We start from the raw sequence: 12,766 nt of genomic DNA, 5'->3' as shown, positions 1-12,766 counted from the left end.
ATTAGGTGTGACTTGGTTCGCAAAATAAGTTTGATTTTTATGTCCATTAGAGCGCGACTGGATAACCTCTCCAATAAAGTAATCATTGCTGTTAAACAACAGATGAAGAAGGTGTGTTCATTGGTTGTTAATTAAGACCACTGTGATATTTACAATTCAAAATGATACTTTTTTGGATGGCATGTTGCTGGTTTTTATTTTTGGAATTTGGGGGTGAGCTTAAGAGGGCAGGGTGGAAGTAAGAAATAAAACTAATGGTTGAGAGTTAGATAAGTTAAAGGAAGTTATTTACTGTTTACACAAAGCTTAATTAAACTATGCAACGTTTGGTTTGCTATCACAGTTTAATTAAAGGCTCTAAATAAAAAGATGCCACTAGCTATAATCAGTGGCATCTCTTATCTGTTTAACTCATTAAAGATTACTTGCTTGCGTCTTCAAATCGTTGCCAGCGCTCTTCGCCTTTAAGCAGCTTAGCTCGCTCTACGTCATTGAATATGCCAATCGTAGGCATTTCTGACTTATGACATGAGGCGCAGGCGTTCGGCAATACGGCTGCAGTAGTACACACATATGAATTCGGTACGTATGGACCATTGGCATAACAGCCTGGCCCCCAACCTACTGCCATATTGAAGTAATATTGTAACTGTGGATTATCGCCTTCATTTCGGCTGTAAGGTATGAGTGCATCATAGTTAGCTAAAGACTCTGTCGGTGAGATCACCTTGAAGTCATGTGTACTATTGTCCCACATGGTCGCAGTTGAGCCAATTGCAGTTGAGTGGCAGTCCATACAAGTTGCGCCAACCATGTCATGGATAGCCATCTTATGATCCGCGTCTTTATCTGCATGGCAGCTTTGGCAGAGTTTTTCGGGATCGTCGGCAGGGGCCTTAATCTCCATACTGTGTGGATCATGACAATCGACACAGGCAAGCCCTATGGCTGCATGTTTAGAGCTATTGTATTCAAGTACCGAATTTTTCTGCCCCTTGATTCGATCTGTTCCTAACCACATACCCTGAGGATCGAATGTTGTAAAATCAAGCACCTTATCACCGACTTTAAACTGTTGACCCACCTCTGTGGTTGGATTACCTTCATCATCCAGTACAAACTTATAGAGCTGAGAGTATAGGGGCATATCGTGATGCTTAGACATCTGGTGACACTGAATACAGCTGTCATTCTTCTGCTCAAGTGTCATCTTTCCAGGGTTAGTGATCTGATCGGCATCCATGGAAGTAGCATGGTTTGAGCCTGCGTTATGGCATTTTTCACAGGAGATACCGTCTTCGACATCACCGCTGTGCATGTTTGCTGAACTGACTAACATACCAGGGACACCGCCCTTGCCATAGTTCTCTGTTTTCTCCCACCCTGTTATTATTGAATTTGTTGTATGGCATTGCATGCACTGATTTTCCCAGCTCATCCTGTGCAGCTCTTCGCCAACGGGTACGCCATTAGTGTGGATGTCATCCATCTTTCTCAGGCTGCCATCGGTATTCCAAAATACCGAGGTGGTATAGAAAGATGAAAACCACTGGGCGTTGCCGTCATTATACCAGGCAAATGGCATCATGAAGCCAATCGCATCTTGAGGATCTGCTGATTTTTGTGGGTAATCGTAAGAGACAAACTGCTTAGATGTCGTTGCCGAGATCCCATCGATACGATAGGTTTGGCTGTTGGCAGCATCGACTCTATCGATCAGAGTTGCGTAATATTTACCATCATCGCCCTTATAGGTGCTTATCTGGTTGGGGCTAAATTTAATCGTATGGGTAATAGGCTCAGCTTCAGTTCCCCAGTCTAGCTCAGGTATGATCTTCTCGATGGTTTTATTAGGGTCGTCAGTGTATAGCGTGCGGTAATCCTGTGCATGCCTGGTATCTTTCCAGTCGTTATAGATATTGGTATGGCATGTTTTACAGGTTTGAGCTGTTACATATTCAGCTTCTGCTACCGGTGGTTGTGGCGGTTGACCGTTTTGCACTACTGTTACAGTCAGTGTCGATGTTGATTCCAATAGGCCATCGGTGATCCGATAAGTAAACACCTTCTCACCTGGAGTGTCATCCTCAGCTGAAATATAGCTAACTTTATTATTTTTAATTTCCAGGCTTTCAGCTGCAACCAGAGTTAACGCATCACCATTAGGGTCGACATCATTAGCCAGAACATCGATAGAGACTGTATCCCCCTGATTCACTGTGGCGACATCAGGCATGGCTATTGGTGCTGAATTTAGAGGGATATCATCCGAATCGTCACTGCTATTACAACCGAATAGTATCGGCAATAATGCAACATACACCAGACTTAATTTTTTCATCATCGTCTTCCTTATTTATATCTATTTTATTGTTGTAAACTTTTTGGAATTTACTTGTTTATTGTATGTGGTCTGTTTAATAGTTAATCCGTGCCGAATTACACAGAAATTAAAACTGTGACTTATGACACTGACAAGGAGGGGAGTGTGAAGTGAAGGGGCTGTATAAATTGATTGAAGTGACAAGAGAAGGATGAAGCTGTTATTAACGGTGTGTTTAACCAGTAACTTGAAATCAACCATCAACCATCAACCATCAACCAAAGAGGGATTTCCGGTTGTTAGATGCAGCATGAGAAAATTATTTTTAGCTTACATTGATAAACCCTTTGTCACTCAATGTATTTACTGTGACCTGTATTTTGTTGATGTCATATTCACTGGATGGTCCCGGCGTCCACTCCAGATCATCTAATATAGGGGTGAGTAGAGGGATGAGCATATCGAGTTTAATTTTACGTTTAGGTGTGTAACGGTTGCCGGCAATAACATTAAGCCCTCGGGTTACAATCTGCATATATATCATCTGACGCTTGGCTTGTGTAAGACTGGCATTAATGATTTTTGATTCTTTCAGAGATGTATATTGATAGAGAAACTTGTTAGTTAGTATCTCAATGTGTTTTTTCATCTCATCGGTAAACTCAGGGCGCGCATTTTTATACAGGGCGTAATTGGTGATTAAAAAACGATCGGCAACACTAGCTTCATCATTTTTAATTGAGAAGTATGTGTAATAGACATGGGATATAATCTTTTCTTTTCCAGTCAGCTCTGCCTGATGTAGATAATCCATGACCTGTATGTGTTTTTTTAATTTGTTGGTGAAAATAGTACACAGCAACTCATCTTTCGATTGAAACTCGCGGTATAGACTTCCATTGGACACGCCGCTGAGCTTACTCAGTTCTTTAAAGGAAAAATCAAACACGCCTTTCTCGTCGATCAATACTTCCGCAGCACTAATTATTTTAGCGATTTTGCTCTCTTTGGTTGCATTAGGCATGGCTTTTCCTTAACTGGTAAACATGTAGCGATAAAACCGTTGTTACTTTGATATTATGTCATTAACCATATCATTAAATGACCACTTTAAGCATGCTGGTGACTGGTTAACCAACCTTGTTGCATTGCCTGAAAGACCATACTCGATTTGTTGCTGGCCCCAAGTACCTCTTTAGCTACATCAATATGGTAGTCGACACCTCGTTTGGTTAAGTTGAACAACTCACTGACCTCGTCACGGTCAAGACCAAGTGCTATCATCTTTACAACATCTTTGGTTTTTTGCTTTATTTTTCTGTCGTTTATACCATTAACGGATGGTTGGACATCATCTATGAAGAAATTTTTTAACACAAAATCACTGCACCCATCTATGCCGATAAAAAATATTATCTCACCAATAATTTCTGAAGCACTGTCACTATGTATTATGTATTTCTTAGCGATGACCCTCTGTCCGTCCACTTTGGTAGCGGTAAGGATTCTGTTTGTATGTCTTGGGGTTGCCAATAAGGAATATGCCACTTTTTTTAACGAATCATCCGAGATGAAAACATTTATCGGTTGAAGGTAACCTTCACAATATTTGTTACTTTCACTAAGAGTGACGTTGTCCTCTAAAAAGAGATTTTTATTTACATATAAAATCCAACCTAATGGTTTCATAGGATAATCTCGACTCATCAATTTCATTTAAATCTTAAATCAAATGTTAACGTTTTGAGGGGGAATGTGATGTTAAGTGAATCATGAATGTAAGCACACCCTAATCAACTAAGTTTGTCGTGATATACGTCACGCTTTGGGGGCGGGGCAGAGTATTGAGTGTGATTCAGATCTCAAATTGTTGTGGGGGGGGAGTTGGGGGTGGAGAATGTCTCCACTCTTTCACCTGTCTCTATAAATGCGGTTTACGATTGGTATAGCGTTAAATACAGCTATATATTCAGGCATATTGTTTCCATTCAAACAGGTCTGCAACAGGTGACAAACATGCTTGCTGAAGCCTGATTGATTGCTGCCACTCATTTATGTCATTTTGCGCGACTTCATGTACCAGATAATTGGGATTGATAGTCTCAATCAGGTGAGAAAGGTCTTCGCACTGAAAGCCATTATGAGGATCCAGTCCTGAGATATGTTGCAGGGCGACATCGAATTGTGCCCAAAACCCATCACAGTTTTGATAACTTGCCTGTGATTGCTTGTTTCGAGACTTTTCACCCGTTGAGTCTTTCTGCAGAGAGTGATTTTTGAGATTGCTGTTGAGGTGCAGGGTCTTAATCTCAGAGCTCAAATCAAGCTGATGTAATCTGTTTTGTAAAAATGAGATCGCGCCAGATTCATCAGTAATGCTGTTATTTGTCGCCATCATATGGCCGGTGTCGAAACAGATACCGCATTTGGCATAGTTTATCCGGCTTCTAAGGTCGTCATACTCCTGTCTGCTATCCAGTCTGAAGCTTTGCTTCCACCACATGTTTTCCAGCAGCAGCCAGCCTTTGAAATTACTTCGTTTAAGCGCTAAGTTCAGTAGTTCGGCGCAGGCTGTAAACGTGTCGTCCAGTGTCCAGGGGAAATTCTGGCTGAACAGATGCTCCATGTCGCAATCCATGGGGTGAAAAACCGCGTAGGGTGCGTTGAGCTTAGCGGCAAGGTTAAGCTGACTCACCATAGTATTCACAATATGATCGGCATCTGTGCCGCCATAAAACTGCTCAACGGTCTGCCAGTCACCGAAGATTTTCATCAACCTGGCGCTGTCGTTATAGAGCAGGGGCGTTAAGATGGGGAAGGATTGCAGATGAAAGCCGCCGACCAGCTTAGCGGGAATATCTTCGGCATTGAGCTCACCGTGGGGATAGATCTCAAACCCCGACAGGCTCATGTTACTCAGCCATTGCCCGGCGCTGCTCCAACTGTCGAACAGGTGGCCGGGTTTTGGGGTAACGGTAATATTAGCGAGTTGCTGCATCACTTCTCCTTGCTGCGTAGTCCCGACTACCAGTCGAGCCCTTTGCGTGCCTTGAGACCCTGATGAAATGCGTGCTTCTCGGGGCGCACCTCACTGACTGTATCGGCATACTCCTTTAACTCCCGGTGGGCCGCTCTGCCTGTGATAACCACAGACATCTCCTTGGGTCTCTGTTTAAGGGTGGTGATAACCTCATCGAGATCGATAAAGTCCCAGGTGATCATGTAAGTCAGCTCGTCCAGCAGCACCATATCGAGATCAGGATCTTGTAGCCAAATCTTGGCCTGTTGCCAGGCCTGCTGAGCGGCAAGTTTGTCCTTGGCCTTGTCTTCGCTGTTCCAGCTAAAACCTGTTGCCATGGTATGAAAGGGGACGCCGCGAGACTCGAGCAGGTTACGCTCGCCGCACTCACCAACACCCTTTACGAACTGAACCACGGCGACATCCTGTTTGTGACCGAGAGCGCGGACGATATTGCCAAAACCTGCAGTCGTCTTGCCTTTACCGTTACCGGTAATGATGAGCACCTGACCACGCTCTTCTTGTGCGTTTTCAACGGCCTTTTCGACATTCTCTTTGTGTTGTTTCTGTTTTTTAGGGTTATAACTCATAGGGATACCGTCATTTGAAAGTGATAGATAACAAAAAATATTAAGCCTGCGATCTCGACTACCTGTTGCGTGGCGCCCAAGGTGTCACCGGTATAGCCCTGGATATGGCGCTGCATCAATCTAATTAAGCCGATAAATGTCACCAGCCAGACAGTGAGTAATGCAAGCGCGGCACTTAGGGGCAACATCAATAGTGGCAGGGCGCCACAGATACAGAGAATTAATCGGTTTTTAAGTGGCAGTGCGGCATCTTTTTGCGGTGTCTTATTGTTGTCACTGTTACTGTCACAGTCCCTGGCATAGGGAAGGTAAACGGCTACCAGCCCTGCGATGGCGCGACTGCCGGCATGACAGATAATCAGGGCGCTGCAGGCCAATGGCAGTGAGAGCTGGGTTAGGGCGATAACCTTGATACTGAAAGAGGTAACCAGCGCTAGGACGCCATAGGCCCCTATCTGGCTGTCTTTCATGATGGCAAGCTTTCGGCTCCTCTCCCAGCCACCGCCGAAACCATCACAGAGATCTGCCAGCCCATCTTCATGAAATGCGCCGGTCAGCAATATTGTCCCCACCAGAGTTAATACCACGGCCAGCTCTTGCCCCATCAATGCCGTGAAGGCATAGAGCAAGCAGGCTGCAATGATTCCGATAAACAAACCTATCAAGGCAAACCAGCGACTGGCCTGTGCGATGGCCTCACTGTCTTTTTCTACCCAAAGCGGCATAGGTAATCGGGTTAGAAAGCTGGCGGCGGCGAGAATCGCGCCCAGATGACGTATCATATGCAATCTCCAGCAACAAGCTTGTCGGCAACGTTCAATTGCCCCAGAAAGAGTCGAGAAACCAGTTCTGGTGAACTGGGCAGATACCAGTGAACATAGGAGGCGAGGGTGTTGTGGTGCAGATACACCCGCTCCTGCATACGGGTTTTACCGGCCTGAGAGGCGATAGCCAGCGGAAGCAGTGTGATATCCGATTTCGAGTAATGAAAGCAGTGTCCGGTCATTGTTTGCCCACAGATATCGGCGCTAAGCATGCCTAAACCCTGAAGTCGTTGCTGCATCGTTGCAGTGCCTGGCAGTGCGGCTAGCATCTCGGTCGTCTCTCCGTTCTTGGTCGTTAATTGCTCAAGCAGATACAGCATGCCGCCGCATTCTGCCAGTGTAGGCTTGCCGCTTTGAATGTGCTGCTGGATAGACCTGCACATGGAGATGTTTTCGCTCAATGCCTTGAGATGCAGTTCAGGGTAACCACCAGGCAGATAGAGACTGTCTGCAACAGGCAGCGAGTCGTCTGCGATGGGAGAGAAATATTCAATACGCGCGCCTAAGTGTTCGAGCAGGGTGATGTTGTCCCGATAGATAAACGAGAAGGCCGCGTCTTTGGCTACGGCTATGATTTGGCCATGCAAGGGTTGAGCTACCAAGCTTGATGTGGGCACTGATGACAAAAATGCCCCTGAGTTGTCCTCTGGCGTCTCGAAACAAACAGGCTCCGGCAGTGGTAGGACACAGCTGTCTCCGAGGGCTTTAGCTGCATTATTCAGCCAATCCTCTATCCCCTCAAGCTCTTGTGCTTGTACCAGACCAAGATGTCTTTCCGGTAGGGCGAGGCTGCTATCTCTGGGCATAGCGCCACAAAATTCGATGCCATCGGGTAGGCTATCTTCAAGCATAGCGGCATGTCCCGGACTGCCGACATAGTTGGCGATGACGCCAAACAGGTTAACGTTATCCTGATAGTGGGCGAGGCCATAGGCGATCGCGCCGAAGGTTTGTGCCATCTTGGCCGCCGGGATCACCGCAAGTAGCGGGATCCCAAATTTGGCGGCAAGATTGGCACTGCTGTTAGCACCATCGAACATGCCCATCACGCCTTCGATTAGAATTAGATCGGCTTCCAGGGCAGCTTGATAGAGATGCTGCCTGCAGATGGTTTCGCCCATCATGCCAAGATCCAGTTGATGGGCGGGATGGCCGCTGGCGAACTCATGAAAGATGGGGTCGATAAAGTCCGGTCCGGTTTTAAATACTCTGACCTTCTTGCCCTGATTGCTCCAGTACCTGGCCATGGCGGCGACCAGGGTTGTTTTTCCGCTGTCGCTGCTTGGCGCGGTGACAAACAGGGCGGGGCAATGGGCGTTATTGTCGCTCATTAGCGCCAGCCCTCTATGTCACCAAATAGTGAATCAAGATCTAATGACTGCTCCAGACTATCGGCGAGGCGATTAAGGTTCTCCTCCCTAAGGGCCGACATGTCTTGCGCTTTTTGTTGCTCATAGCCCGCCCAATTAAGCAGGGCATTACAGGCACTGGGCTCATCGAAGATGCCGTGCAGGTAACTACCTAAGATTTGATTGTCACGACAGAGCGCGCCATCTAAATGGCTTTCGGCGCCTTGTCCCAGAGTCACTGGTTGTGTCTCTTTAACCTCGCAGACACCGGCATGGATCTCATAACCCTTAACCGGGTGAGTCTTGCCGTTAAGATGCAGCTCACCACTGATCTGCTTTAAGGTTTTTTGGGTCGTTAGCCTGGTGGTGACATCAAGATACCCGAGTCCGGCACTCTGACCCGGCTCGCCCTCGACGCCATGGGGATCGTCGATACTCTTGCCGAGCATCTGATAGCCGCCACAGATCCCAATTAACTTGCCGCCAAATCTGAGGTGGCGAGCGATCTGCTTGTCCCAGCCGCGATCCTTCAGCGCCTTGAGGTCGCCGCGCACGCTTTTGGAGCCTGGCAAGATGATGAGATCGGCTGCAGGCAGATCATCGCCGGGTTTTACAAAGCAGAGATCGACACCGGGATGGAGTCTCAGCGCATCGAAATCTGTGTGGTTACTTATTCTCGGCAGACCGGGAACCACGATTTTAAAATGGGTATCATCATCGAGCTGTTGCTGATTGATGGCATCTTCCGCCTCCAGATACAGGCCATGAAGGTAAGGCACCACGCCCAGTACAGGCACGCCGGTCTTGGCCGTGAGCCAACTAAGACCGCTTTCAAGCAGAGTAACATCGCCGCGGAAACGGTTGATGATAAAGCCTTTTACCAGCTTCTTCTCTTCATCAGACAGGAGATCGAAGGTGCCGTAGAGGTGCGCGAACACGCCACCTCTGTCAATATCTGCCACGATCACCACAGGTGTCTGAGCCGCGAGTGCAAAGCCCATGTTGGCTATGTCGTGCTCGCGTAGGTTTACTTCGGCCGGGCTGCCAGCGCCCTCGACCAGCCTGGCCTGCATGCCTTTCCCCAGAAATTCGAAACTTTCCAATACCATCTCTAGCAGTTGTGGCTTAAAGGTGTGATAACTGACGGCATCCATGTCTTCTATGGCCTTGCCGCGGATGATCACCTGAGCCCCGGTATCGGTATTGGGCTTTAGCAGTACCGGATTCATGTGTACGCTTAAGGGGAGGTTACATGCCTGAGCCTGTACCGCCTGTGCACGACCAATCTCGCCGCCATCGGGAGTCACAGCGCTGTTGAGCGCCATATTTTGGGGTTTGAAGGGAGCGACGCTAATGCCTTTACGGGCAAGCACCCGGCAAAGGCCGGCAACCATGACGCTCTTGCCTGCATCGCTCGTGGTGCCTTGCACCATCAACTTATATCCGCTCATGCAACGCTTTCCTCTAATGTATGGCTTTGCTCTGAAAAATGGTTTTGATCTGAAAAATGGCTAAGATGACAGTGAACTGCTTGTTCCAGAGCCTCGATGATCTCAAGCTCACTCCACCCCAGCTCCTCGGCGAGTACTAAGCAACCGCCTAAGCCACAGCCTTCAACGACCTGGCCCTGTTCGTAGACATTGAGGCAATCCATTACTGAGGCATTAAAATTAGTCGTATTGGCATTAATGACGTCGTCACCGTCGAGGTGATTTAAGATATGAAGCCCATCACCCTTGAGTACCCAACGTGTGGTTGAGATAGTGATGGACTGAGTTAACTCTTGTGCTCGTCTTGCTGCTAACAGCGGCGCCACGAACATCATGCCACCGGCAAATTGGGGCAGCGGTAAGTGGGTTGGCCACTGGCGAACCAAACCACAGATGGCTTGTTGAATTTCATCGTGAAATTGTGTGTCTGCAAGCAATTTATCCAGCTCAAAACCTTCATTATCATGCAGATAAACTTGTTCTAACTGAGTGAGGATTGCGGACTTGCTGGCTAATTTTTGCTTGTCCTGAGTACTTCCTGCAGGCGATAACCGCAGGCCGGTTAACAGTCGCAGCCAGAGTGTGGAGAAGGTTGTTCCTCCGACGCCGCATTCGGCCAGGATGCTGATGCAGTTACGCTCAGCCTGTGAGGTCAGAGTTGGCAGAAGGTGGTCATTAACCAATGTGTCGGTGTCACTATCGATGCCGCCAACGTGCTGGTTAACACTGAGCCATTCTTGCGTTTCGACCTGAGGCTGAGGCACATTAAAGTTAAAGCTATTAAACTCTATCCGGTAGCCTGCCTTGTAGAACATTCTAAGCAGGCCGCGGGTCAGAACCGCCGGGCTAACGCCCCGATTAGAAAGGAGTCCGTCACCGCTTGATTGTACTCCCGGTAACGGCGTCTTGCTCTGGCCACAGGTGATAAGCTCGCTATCTCTGGTGGGAGTCAGGTGCATCAAGTTTTGTCCCACGCCGGCATCAGACAATTGATGCAGGCCGGGCAGGTGGGTCGCCGCACCGTTTATGATATTAAAACAGATAGTTTTCATTATTTATCCACCTGGGAGTTAAGGCAAACGGAAGGGTTGATTAAGCCTTGGAGCTGAGGCCACAGGGTGTCTTCATCGTCGATATAGGTGTTGAAGTGCAAGAGTGCCGCATGTTCCAGCTGGACGCGGCTAAGATGAGGGTTACCATCTTGGTTGCTATTGAGTAGCCAGGCCAGAGCCATACGCATGACGCCGGAGTGGCTGACTATTAAGAGTCGCTTGCCGCGATAATCATGGCTGAGGCACTCTATGCTAATTGTTATTCGTCTGAGCAGATCTGAGGTCGATTCACCATTTGGCGGTGTATGTAAGAAGGGGGCGTGCCAATATTTCCCATAGCCTTGCAGCGGGTCATCCCATAAATTAGCGATACTATTGCCATCCCAGTGCCCGAAATCCAGCTCTTGCCAGGCATCATCTATGATCAGCTCGCAATCACTGAGGTGTGCCAGATGCTGCGCGTATACCTGACACCTTATAAGCGGTGAGCTGATGATAACGTCGAATTTTAGCGAAGCGCTGCTATGCGCCATCTGCTGCCAGCCTTTTGCGGTCAGCGGAGGGTTAGTACGGCCGAGGAGGCAGCCTGACTGCTCCGGTAGCCCGTGTCGCAGCAGAGTAAATTGAGTGTCGTTCATCATGTGTTGCCTCCAGCCGTTACTGCGCCCTCTATTGCAGTCGTTTCGGAGGCAGAGGTTTCGGAAGCATTGGTATCGGAGGCAGTGGTGTCAGATATTGTGCGTTCGGGTTCTTTTAAGCGGATAGCTAACTTGCTCTGGCAAAAACTGACTCTGTCTGCAATGGCGGCAATTTTCTGGTGCATGAGTCCGCTGGCGGTCACAAATTGCTGACTCATCTCATCATCGGGGATCAGACCTTGTCCGACTTCTGTGCTGACCAATACAAGATGACATTGCATGGAGGTGAATGTGTCACACAGACGCTCAATCTCATCGATTAAACAATGTTTGGCCATCAACTGATTGGTGAGCCAAAGTGTCAGGCAATCGATGATGATCACGCTCTGTTTTCTGTCTATTTGAGTTAAGGCTGAGGCCAGTTCTAATGGGATCTCTTCAGTTACCCAGTCGTCGGGTCTCTGCTCTCGATGCAGGGCGATACGCTCGGCCATTGAGACGCTGGCGGTGGCCGTAGCGATATAGGTTGTCGGCAGGGCAATATCGCTCACCTCCTGCTCGGCCAATCCTGACTTACCACTTCTGGCGCCGCCAATATATAAACTGATCATTGGACAGCAGCCTTAAGTTGATTTAGTAATGACTGTTTCTGAGCCCGAGCCTGTGCCACTTTTTCACACACCTGCAGCATGCCTTTTAACACCCGCGGTCCGGTTCTGTGCACCAGATCGCCTTCAATGGTAATGATCTGTTCATTGGCAACGGCAGGGATCTCCGGCCATTCGACCCAGTTAATGGCCTCCTGATTACTGTTGCCGTGGTATATCGGTTTGATGATCACCTCGGGTGTGGAGGAGAGTACCTGCTCCAGACTCACCTGGGGATATTCACTGACACTGTCTGCAAAGACGTTATTCGCACCGCAACCCTTAAATATCTCATTCATCCAGCTGCTGGCCGTGGTCGTGAGTGGTGTCGGCCATACCTGATAGAAAATGTCGATCCTGGATTGATCCTGATAGGTCTGTTTCAGCGCCTTGAGTGTGCGGTTAAACTTTTCGGCGCTGGTTTGAGCTTCAGATGTGTGACCCGTTAGCTCACCGAGCTCTAACAACCGCTGTGGAATTTGCTTGAGTTCACTGACGCTGGTGTCTATCAGGGTAAAGCCAAGCTCTTTGAGCCTTGCCAGCATAGGCGCAGCGGTAGTGCTGGCGTTGACGATGACGGCATCGGGCTGCAGCAGCATGACCGCTTCATAGTCGATAAAATTATAACGGCCGATACGACGTATTTGGTTTGCTGCACTGGGGTAATCTGCATATTCGACCGTGCCTATGATGGTATCGCCGGCGCCAATTTCGAATAACATCTCGACGGCATGAGGCGATAACACGACTAAGCGAGGTGACTTTTCTGTATTTGCACTCAGACTCGTGCTAACTAACAGGGATAGGCTGAGCAGTATTGACAGGAATTTCATT

The 12,766-nt window shown here is 48.1% G+C and carries 12 protein-coding genes; all 12 read right to left on the bottom strand.

The window, feature by feature from the left end; translation table 11 throughout:
• Window positions 1-421: 421 nt before the first annotated feature.
• A complete protein-coding gene (locus EKG39_RS07630) occupies window positions 422-2,344 on the bottom strand; it encodes an Ig-like domain-containing protein (RefSeq protein WP_126505133.1) in 1,923 nt (640 codons plus the stop codon).
• A 304-nt stretch (window positions 2,345-2,648) separates the two neighbouring features.
• A complete protein-coding gene (locus tag EKG39_RS07625) occupies window positions 2,649-3,347 on the bottom strand; it encodes a TetR/AcrR family transcriptional regulator (protein WP_126505132.1) in 699 nt (232 codons plus the stop codon).
• A gap of 86 nt (window positions 3,348-3,433) precedes the next feature.
• Window positions 3,434-4,012, bottom strand: a complete 579-nt coding sequence (locus EKG39_RS07620) for a helix-turn-helix transcriptional regulator (protein WP_126505131.1) — start codon at window positions 4,010-4,012, stop codon at window positions 3,434-3,436.
• A gap of 280 nt (window positions 4,013-4,292) precedes the next feature.
• Entirely contained in the window at window positions 4,293-5,321 is a 1,029-nt protein-coding gene (locus EKG39_RS07615; RefSeq protein WP_126505130.1) for a TIM barrel protein, read from the bottom strand.
• Between the two features lie 26 nt (window positions 5,322-5,347).
• Entirely contained in the window at window positions 5,348-5,932 is a 585-nt protein-coding gene (gene cobO / locus EKG39_RS07610) for a cob(I)yrinic acid a,c-diamide adenosyltransferase (RefSeq protein ID WP_126505129.1), read from the bottom strand.
• On the bottom strand, window positions 5,929-6,714 hold the full coding sequence (gene cobS, locus EKG39_RS07605) for an adenosylcobinamide-GDP ribazoletransferase (protein ID WP_126505128.1): 786 nt from the start codon (window positions 6,712-6,714) through the stop codon (window positions 5,929-5,931). The genes cobO and cobS overlap by 4 nt, the downstream gene beginning before the upstream one ends.
• Window positions 6,711-8,087: a cobyrinic acid a,c-diamide synthase CobB gene (locus tag EKG39_RS07600; RefSeq protein WP_126505127.1), complete on the bottom strand. Its 1,377-nt coding sequence runs from the start codon at window positions 8,085-8,087 to the stop codon at window positions 6,711-6,713. The genes cobS and EKG39_RS07600 overlap by 4 nt, the downstream gene beginning before the upstream one ends.
• Window positions 8,087-9,556, bottom strand: a complete 1,470-nt coding sequence (locus EKG39_RS07595; protein ID WP_126505126.1) for a cobyric acid synthase — start codon at window positions 9,554-9,556, stop codon at window positions 8,087-8,089. Before EKG39_RS07595 ends, EKG39_RS07600 begins: the two co-directional genes overlap by 1 nt.
• Window positions 9,553-10,647: a nicotinate-nucleotide--dimethylbenzimidazole phosphoribosyltransferase family protein gene (locus tag EKG39_RS07590; RefSeq protein WP_126505125.1), complete on the bottom strand. Its 1,095-nt coding sequence runs from the start codon at window positions 10,645-10,647 to the stop codon at window positions 9,553-9,555. Before EKG39_RS07590 ends, EKG39_RS07595 begins: the two co-directional genes overlap by 4 nt.
• Window positions 10,647-11,288 carry a histidine phosphatase family protein gene (locus EKG39_RS07585; RefSeq protein ID WP_126505124.1) on the bottom strand — a complete coding sequence of 214 codons (642 nt, stop codon included), beginning with the start codon at window positions 11,286-11,288 and terminating at the stop codon, window positions 10,647-10,649. Before EKG39_RS07585 ends, EKG39_RS07590 begins: the two co-directional genes overlap by 1 nt.
• Window positions 11,285-11,896 carry a bifunctional adenosylcobinamide kinase/adenosylcobinamide-phosphate guanylyltransferase gene (locus tag EKG39_RS07580; RefSeq protein ID WP_126505123.1) on the bottom strand — a complete coding sequence of 204 codons (612 nt, stop codon included), beginning with the start codon at window positions 11,894-11,896 and terminating at the stop codon, window positions 11,285-11,287. Before EKG39_RS07580 ends, EKG39_RS07585 begins: the two co-directional genes overlap by 4 nt.
• Complete coding sequence (locus tag EKG39_RS07575) at window positions 11,893-12,765, bottom strand: cobalamin-binding protein (protein ID WP_126505122.1); 873 nt, start codon at window positions 12,763-12,765, stop codon at window positions 11,893-11,895. The genes EKG39_RS07580 and EKG39_RS07575 overlap by 4 nt, the downstream gene beginning before the upstream one ends.
• Window position 12,766: the final 1 nt, after the last annotated feature.

It is taken from the genome of Shewanella atlantica, from assembly GCF_003966265.1.
In the GTDB taxonomy this organism is placed as follows: domain Bacteria; phylum Pseudomonadota; class Gammaproteobacteria; order Enterobacterales; family Shewanellaceae; genus Shewanella; species Shewanella atlantica.
This window is presented reverse-complemented; position numbering and strand designations above follow the sequence as displayed.